Raw genomic sequence first — 18,166 nt, forward strand, 5'->3', positions numbered from 1 at the left:
GGAGAGCAGCAGCCCCACAGTGATCCCCGACGTTATCGTCCGCACCGACGAGAACGGCCGCTACGAAGCCAGATTCACCCTGGGCTACAGCACCGGCGGCCCCGAGGGGGGTTCGAGCGGAATCGGCGGCGATCCGTTTACACCGGTTCCCGAAGTTCTTGAAGAAAGCATGCGGATTCTGATGGTCAGCCCGGAGAACAAGTTTTTCGACCTCGGCAGCGGATTCACGTTCCAGATCGGCAAGCGCTACGATATCTGGCCTGTTTTCCTGAACCAGTTCGGCCAGCAGGCAGCCGACTAGCGGAGTAATGTAACATGGCGTTCGATACCAGTGATCCCAAAGTTCAGAAAGCGCTGCTGGTGGTGCTCATGCTGGCCGGCAGCTGCTACGGATACTGGATGTATATCCTGGGACCCAAGAACGAGGCCGTGGCCAAGGCGGAGCAGGAACTGGCCACCGTGACCCGCAGTGTCGAAACCGCTCGCGCGCTGGAGGCCGCATCGGATACCGCCGCGCTGAGGCTGGAGCTGGAAAAACGACGGCGCGAGCTTGAGCTGGCCCAGCAGCTGCTCCCGGACAAGGAAAACCTGCCGGTCCTGCTGCGTTCGGTTACCCGCACCGGCGAGCTCTTCAACCTCGATTTCGTCCTGTTCGAGCCGCAGGCGCCGGTCCAGCAAGAGCTTTACCAGGAGCGCCCGTTCAAGCTGACTGTCCGCGGCGGCTACCATCAGACCGCCCGCTTCCTGAGCGAGGTGGCCGACATGGACCTGATTGTCAAACCCACTAGCCTGAGCATGGTACGCGACACCCGGGAGAACGTTCCCGGCGGCGGTACCCTGACCGCGGAAATAATCCTGACAACCTACCTGCTGATCCCCGCGCCGCCGCAGACCGGGGAGCAGAAAGGACAGTGATGATGGTCTTCCGGCTGGCGACCCTGACAATTATAACTTTCCTGCTCCCCGCCATCGCAGCGGCGCAGCAGGCAGCGGCTGACACCGCCTCCGCCGCGCGGGCAGACTCCGGCCTTGCCGCGGTGGACAGCGCGATGGTGCTCAAGCAGGGATCTGCCGGCGAAAGCTACCTGGCCGGACGCGAGCGGTTCAGCTATCCGCGCACCGGACGCAACGACCCGTTCGACCTGCCCCTGGACCGCGGCGAGAAAATCCCGGGGCCCTCGCTGTCCGACCTGCTGCTGACCGGCGTGCTCTACACCCCGGACGGGCCACGGATCGCCATTCTGGGGCTGGCCAGCGGGGAAAGCTTCCTGATTCACGAGGGCGATAGAATGGGCGGGGCCGAACTGGTGCTGATCGAAAAAAAATACGTGATGTTCAACATCTCCAAATTCGGCCGTGTCCGTGATTACGTGATAGAACTGAAACCTCTTGCGGAGGGAAACGATGTCGAATCTCCTATCAATGCCGGAAACGGTGGCCGGCAACAGGAGAGCGAAGCCTCGTCCGAGGGGGGCTCCCCTGAGGACAATTAGGCTGTGCTTGCTGGCGGCTGTGCTTGTGGCCGCGATTCCGGTTATAACCGTCCGGGCCCAGATGCCCGACTTGCGCACCGAGGCGCGGCATATCAGTGTCGCTTTCCACGATGCCGATATCCGCAGCGTCCTGCTGGCTTTCAGCGAGTTCAGCGGCGTCAGTATCGTGGCCAGCAAGAATGTCACTGGCCGGGTCACCGCCAGAATCACCGATCATCCCTGGGACCAGGCCCTGTTCTCCCTGCTCGAGAGCAACGGCCTGGCCGTACGGGATATCCACGGGATCCTCAACGTGGACACGATCGAAAGCATCAGGGCCAACGAGGAGTTGGAAAACCTGATGAGCCGGATATTCAAGCTCAATTTTCAGAAAGCCGATGAGATCGCCCCCACCGTCACGGCGCTGCTCTCCGAACGCGGCAAGCTGCAAGCCGACCCCGGAAGCAACAGCCTGCTGGTAGTCGACATCCCCGACCGCATCGAGAAGATAGGCGAGGTGCTCGCCGAGCTGGACACCGAGACCCGCCAGGTGGAAATCAGCGTCAAGCTGACTTTCGTCAACAAGCGCTCCCTGCGCGAGATGGGTATCGACTGGCGCATGACCAACCAGAACAACCCGCTGACCGATACCCGCTTCGGCGTTGATGTCGGCAGCGCGTCCAACGTGCTCAGCTCCCACACCGAGCTGGCCGTGGGCACCGTGCGCAAGGGAGTCAATTTCACCGCCGTGCTGCGGATGCTGGAGGACCAGAACTTGGCCCGCACCGTGGCCAACCCGGTAATCACCACACTTAACAACCTGCCCGCCAGGGTGCTGGTGGGCCAGCGCACACCCCTGCGCGTGATCGATTACGGCTCCCTGGGCGGAGCCAATGTGGGCGCGCGGGCCACCATTCAGATGGTTGAGACCGGAGTGAAGCTGGAGGTCACACCCCAGATCACCCAGAACGGCAAGGTGCTGGTCCAACTGCTGGCCGAGAACTCGGATGCCGACACCGGCCCCGATGGTGTCTTCTTCCGCACCCAGGAAGCCAGCACGCGGCTGCTCTTGGACGACGGCGCCACGGGGATTATCGCCGGACTGACAGTGGTCAACAGCAGCAAGGTCTCCACCGGAATTCCGGGCCTTCGCAGCATTCCTCTGCTGGGCAGGCTGTTCAGCTACGAGAAGGAGATTACCGAGGAAGAAGAGCTGGTGATCATCATCACCACCAGGATTATAAATCCCGGCGGGCCGAGTGGAAGTCTGATGCCGCGCGAACCCGACTGGGACGGAGGTGACAAATGAGAGCCATCCGTCAGAAAAGGCCGGCCGTAATTCTGGCCGCGCTGCTGCTGGCTGGGCTGTTCTCGGTCACCTGCGACAGCGACGAGAATATTCCCACCGGCAGCCTGGCCCGGCCGGACAAGATCAAGATGATCTCCGGGGATAACCAGACCGGCGGCTACCAGACCAAGCTGACCCAGCCCTTTACGGTCCAGGTGCTCGACAGCGACGATAACCCGGTGCCCAGCCACAAGGTGCGATTCGAGGTCAGTTCGGGCAGCGGGGTGCTGGCCGGGGTCGACGACCAGAGCCTGGAAGTGGTGACCAACTCCAACGGGATCACCAGCGCTTACCTGGTGCTGGGTATCGACAGCGTCAACACTGTGACCGCCAGCGCGACAGGCGCTACCGGCAGCAAGCTCTCCGGCTCGCCTGTTACGTTCATGGCTTTCGCCACCAGCAGCGCCACCCAGGGCGACACGTCCGGCACCGGCAGCCCTCCGCCGTCAGCCGGCGACCCGGTGATGGCCGACACCATCCTGATCGTCAGCGGCGGCAACCAGACCGGCGAGGTCAATACCCTGCTGCCCGAACTGATCGTGGTCCAGGTACTGGATGAAAACGGCAGCACGATTGCCGGCGTGGACGTCAAGTTCACGATCACCTCCGGCGGTCCGTGGATCGGCCTGGCCGACGACACCGATCCCGGGATAAATAACTCACTGATTATCACCACGGACTCCGACGGCCGGGCGGCGATCAGCATGAGGATGGGACCCGGCCCCGATCTGGACATGATTGTGGTAGCCGAGGTGCTGCGGGCCGACGGGCTCCCGGTCAGCACGACCCTGAGCGCCCAGGCTCTGCCCAACCCCGATACCGCCAACCGCCTGGTGATCATGTCCGGCAACAACCAGGGCTACGACGGCGAGTACGCTGTGGGCAGTCTATTGCCACTCCCAATTGTAGTCCGGGTTGTTGACACTACCCGAACAGGTGTAAATGGCGATACGTTGGGCGCACCGATAAGTAATTTCCCCGTTTTGATGGAAGCTTTCAGTCCAGGAGGGACTTCTTCACTATCTGACGAACCCGATATTGAACCGTACGGTACCGGTAGATTAACTGCATTAACAGATGCAGATGGTCTTGGTGCAGCGCGCTGGGTGCTGGGAACGGATACCGGCGGTCCTGATGACCTGAATGTGCTGCGCGACAACAACATCGTGGTCGCCGTGGTCGTGTTCGCCGACGGGAGCCAGGATACGGTGGTGTTCCGCGCCACCGCGGTTCCGCAGGCTCCGTCCGAAATCGCCGCCAGCGGTCCGACCGACCGTTCGGCCACTGCCGGAGCTTCCCTGAGCGGCCTGGGCGTGACTGTCACCGACGCCAACGGCAACCTGGTTGCCGGCACTGGCGTGAGTTTCAGTATTACCCAGTTACCGGCGGGCGGCTCCGCCTCGCTCTCGGCGCCCTCTTCGGTTACAACCGACATCTACGGCAACGCCAGCGCGGCTCTCAGCCAGGCCAGCACCAAGGTCGGCGACATGAAAGTGGCCGCCTCGTCCGGTACGCTCAACGGCTCACCGGTAACGTTCTCGATCACGGTCAGCGCCGGACCGCCCGATCAGATCCTGGCATCCGGCGGTAACGGCCAGTCCAGCAAGGCCGGCACAGCGTTCAGCAAGCCGCTGATCGCCTTGGTATTCGACCAGTACCAGAACCCGGTCGAGGGCGTGCTGGTCACGTTCGCGGTCACCGGCGGCAGCGCCTCGCTGGAGACCAGCGCGGTGTTCACCGATGAGGACGGCCTGGCCGAGACCAACTGTACCCCGAATGCTGCGGGCGCGATCACGGCCACGGCCACGGCCACGATCGGCGGCGCGCCAACCAGCGTGACATTCAACCTGACAGCCACGGCGCCATAAGCATGGCCTGACAGCTTACAAGCCGACAGGGCGGCGGAACAAGAAGCTTGTTCCGCCGCCCTTTTGATTTACACGAAGCGGAAGAGGCAATTGCAATGAGGGAATTCGCCGTGATTCTCAAGCCCTGCCGCGAAAATTTCATGGCCACGATAACCGCCGGGGAAGCCCGGATAGCCGGCGAGCATTTTGCCTAGTTCAGTATGCTGTTCGAGCAGGGCCGTCTCAAATACGCAGGACGCTGCGGGGACGGATATCTCGGGCTGGGGATTTTCGAGACGGAGGGCGAGGAGGAAGTGCAGCGGATCATGGAGTCCGACCCGGCGATCACGGCCGGGGTGATGAGCCATACGCTCAGGCAGTGGCGGACCGCCCTGTCTCCGCAAGGATGGTAACTATCGCTGGAGGTCGGGCAGCAAAAAGCCCCGCCGGTGATAAAACCGGCGGGGCGCCGACTGCATAATCTCTCCCGCTGAGCTTACCGCTCCGTTTCGCTTTCCTCCTGCCTGAGTGTCAGCAGTTCCTCCGGCGGTTTGTTGACCTGGTTCATCCTGAATTCGGCGATGGTGAACAACTGGTCGCTGCCCTGGCGGCGGCAGTAGAACAGGTTCTGCGCGCCGGGGATCGAATCGCCGACGGCCACGTCTAAGGTTGTGCCATCCACCAGCTCGGCGTGGATCGTGAGCGAGGGGCTCTCCAGCCCAGTCGAGGCCACCGTGGTGTCGACAAACCCGCTGGCGCGGAAGCTGCCCAGCGAGCTGGCCAACCGGAAGATTGCGGTCGAATCGACTTCCATGCTGTCGGGCATCGGCGGCTCGGACATGATCCAGACCGCATCCGAGCCCAGCTCCAGGCTGAGCGTGCGCTCCGGCGACTCCACGGTAACGCTCCTGAGCCGCAGGGGATGGAATTTCATCACGTTGTGCCCACGCCACTGCTCGGGGTCCGTGCCCAGCATCCCGCCGAAGAAGCCCTTCACCCTGTAAACCCTGTCTGTGCCGGCGCGGCGGATATAGGAATGGAACAGGTTCTCGTTGATCCGGCCCTGGGCGATCGCGGTCTGCTGCGACTCGAATCCGCCCATCTTACCGATCACCAGCGCCTCGATCACTCCGCCGCCGGGTCCGTAGAGCTTGACATGGGTCCCGCTGGCGTCATCGACCCGGAACTCCGCCTGCTTCTCGGGATTGTGGCTGATCACGTCGATAGTGTTGATTTTGCCGAGATTAGCCAGCGCCGAGGAAATCACCTCGTTCTCCGCCGGCTTCTTCCCGTACTCTGTCGTTACCCGCCACCCGTCGACTCCGTGCTCGACAGTCACCGAATCGGCTCCGCGGACTACTACAATGCGGCTGATCCCGGCCGTGTCGATACTGACAATCAGCGCCTTATCCGCATCGGGCCGGCTGGGGTCCCGGCGGACAACTTTAACCGCCATCCAGGCCGCCAGCAGGATCAGCAGCACGATCAATGGCTTGGCGAACTTGTTCATCTCGGTCCTGAAAGGTTGAGGTTAGAGCACTTGCACCGGGATAAAGTGACCCCGGAGTTCGATTTACCGCATACGTGTCACAGGCTCCGCGATCGGACCGCCTTGTCGCGGCGGCGGAGATAAAAGCGCATGGCGCCGAATAGAATCACGAAAATCGGCACGCCGACGATATTGACGATCCGCATGAAATTTTTCATCTCCGGACTGATCTCCTTCAGCGGCCTGTCCGTGGTCGGGCGGGTCCGGATCGAGATCAGCCGGTCGCCGATTGTCAGATAGTCGACGGCGTTGAGCATGAACTCGATATTGCCCTGGTAGAGATACTGTCCCTGCAGGAACGAGGAGCACCCCACCACGATAATCGTCGCGTCATCGGTGCTGTATTTCAGCAGGCTGTCGCCCTCGGCGGCCAGGTCGGGCCTGGACTGGAAATGGCTCTGAAAGCTGCCCACCGCCAGCATCGCCACCGCCCGCTCCTTCTTGAATATTTCCGCCTGGAACGTGGGCGGCACCAGTAATTCGCCCTCGCTGCTGGTGGTTGCCAGCACGGTGTACTCGGCGGTGCTGTCGCGGGCGATCCGCTCCAGGTCGTCGCACCAGGGCAGAGTCATCTGGCCCAGCCGCCGCACCAGCGGGTGCTCGCCGTACTGCTCGCCGGTGATCCGCGGGAAAAACGGGTTGGGCTGGTTGTAAGTGAAAATACCCTGGCTGATCCGCTCGGGCGAATGGGATTTGTTGTCGCGGATAATCCCGCCCGCCAGGCGAATCCCGTAGGTCTGGAGCTGACCGCCCAGGCCGTGGTTAATCAACAGCGGCTGGCGGTTGGGACCGATTGTGAGGTTGTCGATCATGAACATTACCTTGCCGCCGCGCATCAGGAACTGGTCGATGGCGAACCGGGCCTGCTCACTGAGCGAATCGTCGGGACCGGCCACGATCAGCGCATTAAGATTGTCCAGCACACGGGTGGTGTCGCTGAGGTCGACCGGCTGGATATCGTGAATCTTGCGAATCTCGTTGGCCACCGTGCTGTAATCGCCCATCAGGTCGTGGCGGGTGTGGCTGGACATAAATCCGATCCGGGCCGGCTGATGGGTGACCCGGTAGATCCGGCTGGTGAGCTCGTACTCCAGGTCCTCGGTGTTCTGGACCACCGGGATCGTCTCGGTCTGTTCCCCGTAGGTCACTGTGATCGCCAGGTATCCGTTGATCTGCTGGCGCTCGTCCTTCTCGATGATGGTCATGGTCACGGGCATCACGCCCACGCTCGCCAGTTGCTCCTTGAGGTTCTCGTCATCTGAAGGGTCGAGACGCTCGTAGTTGATATTACCGCCGGAGAAAATGCGGTACTCCTCCAGCATGTCGTCGATCTCGCCTGGCAGGCGGCTGAGCTGGACAGGCAGCTTTTCGCTGAAATAACCCTTGATCATCACCACATCGTCCAGTTCGCCGAGAAGTTCCCCGGTGACCGGGCTGATCGAATAGAGCTTGTTCCCGGTCAGGTCCAGCCGTCCGAAGAAATTATCGCCCAACAGGTTCACCACCAGGACGATAGCCACGATTATGGTTACATAGGCGGCGTTGGAAACTCTCTTTGTAGTTTTGCTGCGCTCCATGGTATGCAACCCTTGCGTCCGTTCGGAGGTTTGGTTATCAGACCCAAGACCTGTTTTCGACGGCGTTGACGTTGAGATAGAGGAAAACGCCGACCACCGACAGGTAGTAAACGATATCACGGCTGTCGACCACGCCGCGGCCCATGCTCTCGAAATGGGTGCCCAGGCCCAGGTAGTCGAACAACGGCACCAGCATGTCCGGCACCAGCATCAGGAAAAACCATTCGCCCAGGATCAGCATCATCGTGCAGATCGCGATGGCGATAATAAAGGCGACAATCTGGTTCTCGCTCAGGGAGCTTGCGAACAGGCCGATCGCCATGTAGCTGGCACCCAGCAGCAGGCAACCCAGGTAGCCGCAGATAATCACGCCCCAGTCCGGGTCGCCCAGATAGGTCAGCAGCAGGGGGATATTGAACGTGAGCAGGAGCATCACGGCCAGCAATCCCATGCATGCCAAGAACTTGCCCAGCACCACGTCCGTTTCCCGGACCGGCGTGGTGAGCAGAATCTCCAGCGTGCCCATCTTGCGTTCCTCGGCCCACTGCCGCATGCTGATCGAGGGTACCAGGAAAAGGAAAACGAAGGGCATGAAGCCGAAGAAGGGCCGCATGTCGGCCTGGCCCACCACGAAAAAGGTCCAGAGATAGAGAAAATTCACCAGCAGGAGGTACGCCGTGATGAAAATATAGGCGATCGGCGAATCGAAGTAGGTGCGGAACTCCTTGCGGGTGATTGTCCACACGTTTTTCATAATCAGTCCGTAAACCTGGCTTGAGTTAAGGTTACGAGTGCTAAACGTAAAATTTCCTCACGTGGTGGTCAGCCTGGCGAATACTTCCTCCAGGCTCATCTTTTCGGTCCGCAGCTCACGCAGGCTCCAGCCCTTATCGACCACCAGGCGGAACAGGCGCTCGCCGATCCGGGTTTCTCCGCTCTTGATTTCCAGGGTAATCCAACCCCGGCCGTCCACGGTTTCCTCGCCCACTTTGTGGAACTCGGCAACGAACGGCGCCTCGCGCATGACCTCGTACAGCTCGTCCTCGCCGGCCTGCACCGAGACAGTGACCACGTCGCCGCCCTGGGCGCTGTCCACCAGCTCGTCAGTGGTGCCGCTGGCCACCAGGCGGGCGTCGTTGATAATCAGCACGCGGTCGCAGGTGGCGCTGACCTCGGGCAGGATGTGGGTGGAGAGGATAATGGTTTTCTCACGGCCGATTTCGCGGATAAGCTGCCTGATTTCGACAATCTGGTTCGGGTCCAGCCCGCTGGTGGGCTCGTCGAAGATCAGGATGTCCGGGTCGTGAACCATCGCCTGGGCCAGACCGACACGCTGGCGGTATCCCTTGCTCAGCTCGCCGATATCCTTGTGCAGGACGTCTTCCAGACTGGTAACCTCCACCATCGCCGAGATCCGGTTCCTGCGCTCCGAGGAGGGAACCTCGCGCAGCTCGGCGATATAGTTCAGATAATCGACCACGTTCATCTCGGGGTAGAGCGGGCAGCTTTCGGGCAGGTAGCCGATCCTGCGGCGCACCTCGTGCGAATGGTCGTAGACATTGTGGCCGGCTACGTCCACGTTGCCCCCGGAAGGTTCCAGGTAGCAGGCGATCATCCGCATCGTGGTGGTCTTGCCCGCTCCGTTGGGGCCGAGGAAGCCAACCACTTCTCCCTTCCGCACCTCGAAACTGACCCGGTCCACCGCCAGGGTGGGTCCAAAATATTTCGTCAGGTCTTCAACTTTGATCATGGCACTAACAGGGCTCCTGGTTTCTGGTTTGCCTCATCCGGCCTGCTCCCGCGGGAACCGGTACGCGGCGGGCTGACTATCAACTAACTTAAAGCAACAGCTTTCCAGCAGGACTGGGGATCACGGCTGTTCGAGCCGGTACACCCTGAAATTGTCGTAATAGGCGGCCTGACTCTGGGTATGACGGACTCCTAGATAACCTCCGCGCCAGATTTCACCAGTGCCGGAGCAGGGGTAGTCGTGAAGCCAGGAGTCGCCCTCGATACAGTTATCGCCGCTGTCGGTCACCTCGTGCACAAGCTCGCCGTCCACACTGACCCTGATCCTGCCTCCGGCCGCATACACTTCCAAGTGGTGCGGGTCCAGGTCGGCCGGCGCAATCGGGTCGGGGCTGCTGGCCAACATGTGGAACCCGTAGGACTTGCGCAGGTTGCACACTCCCGAGCCGAAGCGGTGGAACGAAACATGGTATCCGTTCATCGGCCCCTTGACATAGTCGTCGTAACGGCCGTTGCGCGGGATGCTCAGCAGGTCCGCCCCGCCGCGGCCATGGGAGTTGAACCAGAACATGGTCAACCCGTGCTCGGTGGCCGACTGATAATCGAACTCGATCAGGATGGGGCCGCTGAAACGGTGCTTCCACCAGATGTTGCCCTTTTTCTCCGGCGTCTTTCCGGTGGCCTCGAACCGCAGACGGCCGTCTTCAACCCGCGCCTCCACGTCACCCTCCGGCATCCAGTCGGCCATCCCGCCGCTGAAATCCTCGGAGGCCAGCATCTCGCCGCGCCGCCAGAGGTCTTCCCGCGCTTCCGGCAAGCCGGCGACGGTGGCCAGCAGAACGGCGGCAACTATTATAACAACGTTTGCTTTCATCTGCAACCTCGCGGCCCGGTCAACCTTCCCGCTATCAGCCAAGGCGCTCGAAACCAAGCTCCGGCCCGATAGAGCGCATGGCGCCGATCACGAAATCCACGTGGGCGGTAAAGTCCTCGCCAAGCTCCTGTGCGCCCCGCCGCAGCTCCTCCCTGTCGACCCCGGCGGCAAACCCCCTGGCCTTCATTTTCTTCTTCACGCTTTTAGCTTTCAGGTCGTCGAGAGATTTCGACGGCCGCACCAGGGCGACCGCGGTGATAAACCCCGTCAGCTCGTCAACAGCGTACAGCGCCTTTTCCATTCCGGACTCACGGGCCACGCCGGTGGTGTCCGAATGACTCAGCACCGCCCGGACCGCCTCCTCCGGCCAACCCTGTTCGCGCAGGATAGCCGCTCCCACCATCGGGTGCTCCTCCAGGCTCGGGTGCTGCTCGTAGTCGAAATCGTGGATCAGGCCGACCGCGCCCCACAGGTCCTCGTCTCCGCCGTAGTTGCGGGCGTAGGCGCGCATGGCGGCTTCGACAGCCAGGCAATGCCGGATCAGGTTCTGACCCCTGGTATGCTCGGTGAGCAGCGCGTAAACCTGCTCGCGGTCCGTAAGCGCCTCCACGCAAAGCAGTTAAGCATATATACGCCGGGCAAAGCAAACTGCGTGCCGGTTTTGCCTTCAGACTAAGATGGTGAAAATAAAACGATTATGCGAAGCAATCAAGAGGGAGGATGAGAATTATGCCTTATTTGCGGCGAGGGAGGACTCTTTTGCGCCAGCGGGAACCGGTACTGCCGGCTCGACAAACTCCTGGCGGCGCCGGTCCCAGATCCCGCTGGCCGTGGCATTGGAACGCGCGGGGTCTGTCAGGCGGCGACGGGGGCCGAAGCGTTTGTGGAAAAACTCGCTGTTTTTGCTCCCGGCTTTCCGCCAGTCGTAGTCATAATGGTTGTGGCCGTGAATAATGTGGTGGCTGACTCCGACCAGGTCGCTGGTGGAGACAGTGATCCAGCCGTACTCGCGGAGCTTGTAGCCGAGGTAGACATCCTCCGCGCCGTAGGAGGCGAACTCGCCGGCGTCGATCCCGCCGATCGCCTCCAGGGCGCTGCGGCGAACCATCAGGCAGTACCCGCTGCACCAGGCCACCGGCGCGGCCATCCCCGGCACGTGGACGCACTGGATCAAGCTGTCGTCGTTGTCGCTGGTGTAGATATTGGGGAAGGCGCCGGTGGAACCGATATTGGGATGGACATTCATCGCCCTGACCATCACGTCGAGAAAATCTTCGCGCTCGATCTCGGTATCGTTATCGAGAAACAGCACGAACTCGCCGTCGGCTGCTTCCAGCCCCTTCTGCCGCCCGCCCGGAATACCGAGATTTTCCTCCAGCAGGACCGGTTTCAGCCGGCTGTCGCGGCGGGACAGCTCGGTCAGCATTTCGGGCGTGCCGTCGCTGCTGCCGTTATCGACCGCGACCACCCGCATGTCGGGGTAGACTGTTTTTTGCAGCAGGCTGTCCAGGCAGCGACGGGTGAAGTCCTGCTTGTTCCAGCACAGAAGCACAACAGACACCCGGCCCTCGCGCCCCGCCGGCTCGACAGGCTTGGTATTTTCCAGGCTGTTCTCGCGCAGGGTTTTCAGTCCCGGCGCCAGGACCCTCGTCAGAGTTTTGAACCTTCCGTAGATTTCCTCGGTGGTAAGTTCGCCTACGTTGCGGCCCAGCAGGGCAGAGGGCAGATTGAGGTAGAGGCTGTCGGGGTCCCACAGGTTGAATCCGCCGGTGATCGCGTTGACCGCCCGGATAGCGTCGTAGGGCAGACCGGAGATCAGGAAGAAGTAGATGTTCCACCAGGCATATGGTTTTTGATCGATCGTGACCAGGACCTTGTTGTCCAGGACCTTCATCGATTCGCGGGCAGGGGCGGTATCCAGTGTCCGGGCCAGTTCCTCGAGACCGGCTCTGTCGGAACCGAGGAAGAGGCGGAAGCGGCCGGAGGAGAGCAGGGGCCGCCAGTCGTGGACGTAGAGCGATTTACACAGCAGATCGGGCCGGGATTCGACGGCGATCAGGAGCTGGTCGTCATCCAGGCGGTTGAAAATATCGAATAACTGGTATCCCAGGCCCACGCCCAGCAGGATCAGCACGCGCTTTCCGCCGATCTCGACCTGGCGGAAAGACTCTTTGATCAGGATGCTGTGTCCTTTTTCGTCCTGAACCAGGTAGGCATAACGCTTGTCATCGCAGCGATACAAACCGTCAAGCACGTTGCTGACAATTTTCTGATTTAACTGACGATGGATTGCCGGATACCTGCTCCTGATCGACTTTAAATTGGAAATCAATGTGGAAATATCGGCGGACATGGCTTTCCCGCGAAGGTGGAAAATACCTGAAATACCGACCTCCGGACGCACTGAGCCGGCGTACGCCGCTGGCGGACGGACGGATACCTGTGGAGATAACTGCCCCTTGCTATACTATATCGGACAGAGAGCTGATTTGATTTAGGGATAATTCGGGCGGGCAGCGTTGAAGTATAATATAATGGTGTACAAACCAAGCCGGACAACTCTGGATGCAAGTCTCTATTTTTCAAAGCATTAGAAAATCGGCAATATTTATCTTGTTGGATACCAGTCCGTTAACCGAAAATACTACGTTTAACCAACGAATAAGGGTTTAACGGAATAGCCTAGACTTATCCACAGCGTAAGCACTTAATGGAATTGTCTACACTTAAAACCGGTTTGATAATTTGACAGCGAGAGCCATAACTTATTGAGATTCATCATCTTAACATCAAGGGCAACATTCGACTGAACTTACGCCCCCGCATGCAAGCCGCCTGTGGATATGCTGTGGACAACCTCGCTTCCGGTTGTAACGGCGAGGGTTCGATTTATTGCGGATTATCGCAACAGGTGGTTTTGATGGGACAACGGAGGGAAGGCCGCTTTCGCGGCCCTCCCTCCGCCGACTAGTTTAAACCAGGGTCCAGGGGGCCCTGTAGTCCCGGCGAAGCATGGCGTTGGCTTCGCTGTCACCGATAAACTGCTCTTTGTCCGGATCGTAATTGAGAGTACGACCCAGGCGCATGGCCACGTTGGCCAGGTGGGGCGTGACCGAGGCCAGGTGGCCGTCCTCGATATCCGAAATAAACCGCTTGCGGGTTTTGACGCAATCCAGGTAAGCTTTCACATGGGTCTGGTGCTGCTCGCTGCCGGCGCCCTTGGCCGGGATCATCCGCGGGCGGGTCTCAGAGCCGACCCTTTCGCTTTCGGGTTCCAGGGCGTACCCGCTCCGGTCGACAAACAGGCTGGCCTCCGAGCCGTGGAAGATAATCCCGTAGCCGCGGCCGTCCATGTTGTGACGGTTGCACTTGCGGTTCTCGTAAGTGCAGAGGAATTTGCCGAAATCCCAGACAGCGGTCATCGTGTCGGGCGTGTCGCGGTTGTCGAGCAGGCCGTATTTGCTGCCGAATGCGGTCACGCTTTTGGGCCCCTTGACATCCATCGACCAGAGCACAATATCCAGCAGGTGGGTGCCCCAGTCGGTCATCATCCCGCCGGCATAGTCCCAGAACCAGCGGAAACTGCTCCAGCGCCCGTCGTCAACCACGCCGAACTTGTTCCAGTTGAACGGCACTTTTGGCGCCGGCCCCAGCCACATGTCCCAGTCCAGGTCCGCCGGCGGATCGCAGTCGGCCGGGTAGCCGATCCCCTCGGGGTACTCGTTCTCGTAGTTCCAGGTGGTGACCTTGGTGATCCTGCCGAGCTGCCCGTTCCGGACAATCTCGCGGGCTTTCTGGAAATGCTCGCCGCTGCGCTGCTGGGTGCCCACTCCCACTATCCGGCCGGTTTCGCGGGCGACATTGGTCATGATCCGGCCTTCCTCCACCACCACGCTGACCGGTTTTTCGACGTAGACATCCTTGCCGGCGCGGCAGGCCATCACGGTGTTGATCGGATGCCAGTGGTCGGGAGTGGCCGCGATCACGATATCGATCTCTTTCATTTCCAGCAGCTTGCGGAAATCGGCGAACTCTCTGGGCGCCGGTTTTTCGGCTTCCTTGAGATCATCGAGGGCCAGCTGGAGGTTGGGACGGTACACATCGCAGACCGCGGCGATCCGCACGCCGTCCTCGCGGGCGAACGCGCGCATGTTGGAGCGGCCCATCTTGCCGGTGCCGATCACGCCGACATTGATCGCGTCGTTGGCGCCCATCGCGCCTACCGCCACGGCCGGGGCCACTCCCGCCGCGGCGAACGCCATCGCGGCCGAGGAGATTGCCTTACGCCTGGAGATTTTTTTACCCTGATCCTGCTGGCTCATCTGAAACTCCCTTTGATAATCCTGATTGCCCGGTGAACGATCAGCCGTCCATACGCAAGGCCCAGAGCATGCCCCGCAGGGTAGTGCGCTGGAATCCGGCGGCGGACATCGAGTTGACATCATGGCCCAGGGCAGTATGAAACACGCGGCCCTGCCCGTAGTTCCTGGTCATAATCAGGGGGTATCTGGCCTGCTTGTCCTTGCTGAACGCCTCGGCCAGCACGTGGTAGTCCGAGTACTTGGTCAGGTCGCGGTAGAGTTCGTCGGTGACCGGGAAATCCTGCATGTCCCGGGTGATGAAATGCTGCTTGTCGACAATCTCCACCGTGTAGGGGCCGTAGTGGTCGTGGCCCGCCCGGTTGACATCATCGATCCGCCAGAGCAGGCCCACCATGTCCTCGAACTCGCTCCAGCCGGGGAAGCAGTTGTTGGCCGAATGGATGATCCCCAGGGCCTTGCCAGAGCCGACATGTTTTGCCAGAGCCTGCTCCACCGGCGGGGGCCAGCGGTTGTCGGTGTTCATCACCATCACGATTCCGTCATAACTCTCCATCGCCGGAGTGGTCAGCACCCAGGGGTCCTCGGTGATAACCACCTCCAGTCCCCCCTTTTGCAGAATCTCCCGCACCTTCTCGCTGTTCGCCTTCCAGTCGTGGTAGCGGTCGACCCCGGTGAGCAGCAGCAGGCGGGCCAGCGGTTCTTTCTTCTCCTGCCCAGCCGCGGCGGGGGCTCCCGCAACGAGACAGAACAACACGACCGCCGCCAGAGAGTTCAGTCTACGCAGTGGGTTAAGCATGGCTCGTCTCTCCCGGCTAAAGAATCAGTCACTGAACGCCTCGTCGAACACGCGGTCCGAGGGCGGGAAATCGATGCCGCGGACATACTCGCAGGCCTCGGTGGCCCCGTGCTCGCGGTCCATCAGCGCGTCCTCCCACTCCACGCTCAACGGCCCCTTGTAGCCGATCACGTTCAGCTCGCGGATAATCCCCTCGAAATCCACCGAGCCGCGGCCCAGGCTGCGGAAGTTCCAGCCGCGGCCGGGCTGGTCGAAATTGAGGTAGCTGGCCAGGATTCCGCTGCGGCCGTCCAGGGTCACAATCGCGTCTTTCATGTGGACGTGGTAGATCCTGTCCGGGAACTCCTGGATGAACTTGACCGGATCGACTCCCTGCCATTCGAGGTGGCTGGGGTCGAAATTGAAGCCGAACTCGGGACGGTTGTCGAGAGCATCGAGCGCCATTCTGGCGGTCAGCAGGTCGAACGCGATCTCGGTGGGATGGACCTCGAGGGCGAACTTGATCCCCTCGGCCTTGTAGAGGTCCAGGATCGGGTTCCAGATATCGGCGAAGCGGGCGAAACCGTCGTCGATCATCTTTTTCGTCACCGGCGGAAACGAGTAGATCAGGTGCCAGATCGGTGAGCCGGTGAAGCCGCAGACCACCTTGACGCCGAGTTTTTTGGCTGCTTTCGCCGCCTTTTTCTGCTGCTCGATCGCCCAGGTGCGCTTGGCCTCGGCATCCCCCCGGCACTCCGGCGGCGCAAACCCGTCGGTGCGCTCGTCGTCGTTGGGGTCCAGTGTGAGTTGGCCGGAGAGATGGTTGCTGATGGCCCAGACATTCAGTCCGTACTGTTCAAGCAGCTTTCTCTTATTGTCGCAGTAGTTGTCGTCCTCCAGGGCTTTATCGAGTTCCATGTGGTCGCCCCAGCAGGCCAGCTCAAGGCCGTCATAACCGAACTCCCTGGCTTTCCGGCACATGGTTTCGATACCGAGGTCGGCCCACTGGCCGGTGAATAGCGTTACTGGTCGCGGCATGTTGCATCCCCCCTGTGTCTATTTGATATCAGAAGCTTCGTATCTGAAAAAAAATCAGAATTTTTCGAACGGGATCCATTTGTTCTTGCTGCAAGCGCTTTCGATCACCGTTTCGATAAAGGCCATTCCGCGCACACCGTCCATCACGTCCGGGAAATCAGGCGCTGGCGGCTGATCTGCCCCGCTTTCGGCCTTGCGGATGGCGGTCGCGGCGCCGAGGTAGATATTGGCGAACGCCTCGATAAAGGCTTCCGGGTGTCCCGGGGGAATCCGGCAGGCGAGCCGGGCTTGTTCGCAGAGGTAGCCCTGGCCCCGGCTGTAGATTCTGACCGGTTCGCCGGGCGTTTTGACTGTCAGGTAATTGGGGTGCTCCTGGTCCCAGTGGAGGCTGCACTTGTCGCCGTAGATCCGGATAGTGAGGTGGTTTTCCTCGCCGGCGGAAATCTGGCTGACCTGCAGGATACCGTGGGCGCCGTTATTGTATTTCATCAGCACGTTGACATCGTCGTCGAGCCGGCGGCCCTCCAGGCAGGTCCGCATTTCGGCGCAGACCTCCATAACCTCGAGGCCGGTGATATAGTGCACCAGGTTGGCGCAGTGGGTGCCGATATCGCCCAGCGCGCCGGCCGGACCGCTCTGCTTGGGATCGGTGCGCCAGACAGCCTGGGCCACGCCCTCGAGCTCCACCCTGGTCAGCAGCCAGTCCTGCGGGTACTCGACAATAATTTTCCTGATTTCCCCCACCTGGCCCGATGCGACCATGTGTTTGGCCTGCTTGACCATCGGGTAGCCCGTATAGGTGTGGGTCAGGCAGAATATTTTACCTGTTTCCTCCACAATATTCCTGAGCTGTTGAGCTTCGTCGAGACTGATCGTCATCGGCTTCTCGCAGACCACGTGGAAGCCGGCCTCGAGGAAAGTTCTGGCCACGGGGAAATGGACGTGGTTGGGAGTGACAATTGAGACGAAATCGATCGCGCCGCCCCCGGAGCCTAGTCTGGCTTCGGCCTCGGCCATCTCCTTGAAGCTGCCGTAGGAGCGCGCGGGGTCGAGGTACATCTCCTCGACGCCGAAACGTCTGCCCTTTTCCGGGTCGATATCGAACGCACCGGCAGTCAACTCGATCTGACCATCCATCACCGCGGCCCGCCGGTGCACGGCCCCGATAAAGGCGCCCTCACCCCCACCGACCATCGCCATCCGCAGCTTACGGCTGTTGATATCTTTGCCAGACATGTTTACCTCGCACGCAGTTTGTAGGAGAGACCTGATTGGAGAGCTTTTTTGAGCAAGTAGTAATCCAACTTAGAGGCGGGGCGATCTTTTGTCAACGCCAATTCATTTGGTGATGCTGTCTTCGAGTATTTGTAACACCTCCGGTCAGGGCCGCGTTCAGCGGATGAAAAAGTACACTCAAGCTCTTGACATCAGAGTCGGTTAGCTTTATTTTCGTGACTTGATTTATGCGTTTTAGCCGAAAGGCCGAATGAGTCCAAAATACCGATCCCCAGTAGCTCAGTCGGTAGAGCAGGTGGCTGTTAACCACCGTGTCGCTGGTTCGAGTCCGGCCTGGGGAGCCAACTAGAGGGGCCGCAGTTCTTTTCGAATTGCGGCC

Annotated in this window: 17 protein-coding genes and 1 tRNA gene; 7 read left to right on the top strand and 11 right to left on the bottom strand. The window is 60.7% G+C overall.

The annotated features are described in order from the left end of the window. Positions 1-19 precede the first annotated feature (19 nt). From FVQ81_08810 to FVQ81_08835, 6 genes are all read left to right on the top strand, one after another. A complete protein-coding gene (locus tag FVQ81_08810) occupies positions 20-301 on the top strand; it encodes a hypothetical protein (protein MBW7996648.1) in 282 nt (93 codons plus the stop codon). Between the two features lie 14 nt (positions 302-315). Then, on the top strand, positions 316-915 hold the full coding sequence (gene pilO, locus FVQ81_08815) for a type 4a pilus biogenesis protein PilO (GenBank protein MBW7996649.1): 600 nt from the start codon (positions 316-318) through the stop codon (positions 913-915). Then, entirely contained in the window at positions 912-1,493 is a 582-nt protein-coding gene (locus FVQ81_08820) for a hypothetical protein (GenBank protein ID MBW7996650.1), read from the top strand. The genes pilO and FVQ81_08820 overlap by 4 nt, the downstream gene beginning before the upstream one ends. Continuing rightward, positions 1,405-2,781 (top strand): hypothetical protein, encoded by a 1,377-nt coding sequence (locus tag FVQ81_08825; protein MBW7996651.1) that lies wholly within the window; start codon positions 1,405-1,407, stop codon positions 2,779-2,781. The genes FVQ81_08820 and FVQ81_08825 overlap by 89 nt, the downstream gene beginning before the upstream one ends. Further along, a complete protein-coding gene (locus FVQ81_08830; protein ID MBW7996652.1) occupies positions 2,778-4,688 on the top strand; it encodes a hypothetical protein in 1,911 nt (636 codons plus the stop codon). Before FVQ81_08825 ends, FVQ81_08830 begins: the two co-directional genes overlap by 4 nt. A 200-nt stretch (positions 4,689-4,888) precedes the next feature. Continuing rightward, positions 4,889-5,080: a hypothetical protein gene (locus FVQ81_08835; protein MBW7996653.1), complete on the top strand. Its 192-nt coding sequence runs from the start codon at positions 4,889-4,891 to the stop codon at positions 5,078-5,080. Between the two features lie 83 nt (positions 5,081-5,163). Here the strand turns inward: FVQ81_08835 and FVQ81_08840 are convergent, their stop codons facing one another. From FVQ81_08840 to FVQ81_08890, 11 genes are all read right to left on the bottom strand, one after another. After that, positions 5,164-6,177, bottom strand: coding sequence for a DUF4340 domain-containing protein (locus tag FVQ81_08840; protein ID MBW7996654.1), 1,014 nt, complete (start codon positions 6,175-6,177; stop codon positions 5,164-5,166). Positions 6,178-6,254: 77 nt separating this feature from the next. Next, on the bottom strand, positions 6,255-7,793 hold the full coding sequence (locus tag FVQ81_08845) for a hypothetical protein (GenBank protein MBW7996655.1): 1,539 nt from the start codon (positions 7,791-7,793) through the stop codon (positions 6,255-6,257). 37 nt (positions 7,794-7,830) lie between these two features. After that, complete coding sequence (locus FVQ81_08850; GenBank protein MBW7996656.1) at positions 7,831-8,547, bottom strand: ABC transporter permease subunit; 717 nt, start codon at positions 8,545-8,547, stop codon at positions 7,831-7,833. Between the two features lie 57 nt (positions 8,548-8,604). Next, on the bottom strand, positions 8,605-9,543 hold the full coding sequence (locus tag FVQ81_08855) for an ATP-binding cassette domain-containing protein (protein MBW7996657.1): 939 nt from the start codon (positions 9,541-9,543) through the stop codon (positions 8,605-8,607). Positions 9,544-9,663: 120 nt separating this feature from the next. Then, positions 9,664-10,416, bottom strand: coding sequence for a DUF1961 family protein (locus tag FVQ81_08860; GenBank protein MBW7996658.1), 753 nt, complete (start codon positions 10,414-10,416; stop codon positions 9,664-9,666). 34 nt (positions 10,417-10,450) lie between these two features. Beyond that, on the bottom strand, positions 10,451-11,026 hold the full coding sequence (locus FVQ81_08865) for an HDIG domain-containing protein (GenBank protein MBW7996659.1): 576 nt from the start codon (positions 11,024-11,026) through the stop codon (positions 10,451-10,453). Positions 11,027-11,143: 117 nt separating this feature from the next. Then, a complete protein-coding gene (locus FVQ81_08870) occupies positions 11,144-12,820 on the bottom strand; it encodes a glycosyltransferase family 2 protein (GenBank protein ID MBW7996660.1) in 1,677 nt (558 codons plus the stop codon). Between the two features lie 568 nt (positions 12,821-13,388). Next, on the bottom strand, positions 13,389-14,738 hold the full coding sequence (locus tag FVQ81_08875) for a Gfo/Idh/MocA family oxidoreductase (protein MBW7996661.1): 1,350 nt from the start codon (positions 14,736-14,738) through the stop codon (positions 13,389-13,391). A 40-nt stretch (positions 14,739-14,778) separates the two neighbouring features. Next, positions 14,779-15,534, bottom strand: a complete 756-nt coding sequence (locus FVQ81_08880; protein ID MBW7996662.1) for a ThuA domain-containing protein — start codon at positions 15,532-15,534, stop codon at positions 14,779-14,781. Positions 15,535-15,558: 24 nt separating this feature from the next. Then, the gene (locus tag FVQ81_08885; GenBank protein MBW7996663.1) at positions 15,559-16,551 is read right to left on the bottom strand and encodes a sugar phosphate isomerase/epimerase; all 993 of its coding nucleotides are present in this window, start codon (positions 16,549-16,551) and stop codon (positions 15,559-15,561) included. A 54-nt stretch (positions 16,552-16,605) separates the two neighbouring features. Continuing rightward, a complete protein-coding gene (locus FVQ81_08890; protein MBW7996664.1) occupies positions 16,606-17,745 on the bottom strand; it encodes a Gfo/Idh/MocA family oxidoreductase in 1,140 nt (379 codons plus the stop codon). 310 nt (positions 17,746-18,055) lie between these two features. On the opposite strand from FVQ81_08890, the gene FVQ81_08895 reads away from it, so the two are divergent. Then, positions 18,056-18,131 (top strand) — tRNA-Asn (locus FVQ81_08895). Positions 18,132-18,166 lie beyond the last annotated feature (35 nt).

Source organism: Candidatus Glassbacteria bacterium (assembly GCA_019456185.1).
Taxonomy (GTDB): domain Bacteria; phylum Gemmatimonadota; class Glassbacteria; order GWA2-58-10; family GWA2-58-10; genus JAJRTS01.

Excerpts from the sequence above, each read along its gene's own strand:
- pilO (MBW7996649.1), top strand. The coding sequence starts at position 316 with ATGGCGTTCGATACCAGTGATCCCAAAGTTCAGAAAGCGCTGCTGGTG.
- FVQ81_08825 (MBW7996651.1), top strand. The coding sequence starts at position 1,405 with ATGTCGAATCTCCTATCAATGCCGGAAACGGTGGCCGGCAACAGGAGA.
- FVQ81_08830 (MBW7996652.1), top strand. The coding sequence starts at position 2,778 with ATGAGAGCCATCCGTCAGAAAAGGCCGGCCGTAATTCTGGCCGCGCTG.
- FVQ81_08835 (MBW7996653.1), top strand. The coding sequence starts at position 4,889 with ATGCTGTTCGAGCAGGGCCGTCTCAAATACGCAGGACGCTGCGGGGAC.
- FVQ81_08840 (MBW7996654.1), bottom strand. The coding sequence starts at position 6,177 with ATGAACAAGTTCGCCAAGCCATTGATCGTGCTGCTGATCCTGCTGGCG.
- FVQ81_08845 (MBW7996655.1), bottom strand. The coding sequence starts at position 7,793 with ATGGAGCGCAGCAAAACTACAAAGAGAGTTTCCAACGCCGCCTATGTA.
- FVQ81_08850 (MBW7996656.1), bottom strand. The coding sequence starts at position 8,547 with ATGAAAAACGTGTGGACAATCACCCGCAAGGAGTTCCGCACCTACTTC.
- FVQ81_08855 (MBW7996657.1), bottom strand. The coding sequence starts at position 9,543 with ATGATCAAAGTTGAAGACCTGACGAAATATTTTGGACCCACCCTGGCG.
- FVQ81_08860 (MBW7996658.1), bottom strand. The coding sequence starts at position 10,416 with ATGAAAGCAAACGTTGTTATAATAGTTGCCGCCGTTCTGCTGGCCACC.
- FVQ81_08875 (MBW7996661.1), bottom strand. The coding sequence starts at position 14,738 with ATGAGCCAGCAGGATCAGGGTAAAAAAATCTCCAGGCGTAAGGCAATC.
- FVQ81_08880 (MBW7996662.1), bottom strand. The coding sequence starts at position 15,534 with ATGCTTAACCCACTGCGTAGACTGAACTCTCTGGCGGCGGTCGTGTTG.
- FVQ81_08885 (MBW7996663.1), bottom strand. The coding sequence starts at position 16,551 with ATGCCGCGACCAGTAACGCTATTCACCGGCCAGTGGGCCGACCTCGGT.
- FVQ81_08890 (MBW7996664.1), bottom strand. The coding sequence starts at position 17,745 with ATGGTCGGTGGGGGTGAGGGCGCCTTTATCGGGGCCGTGCACCGGCGG.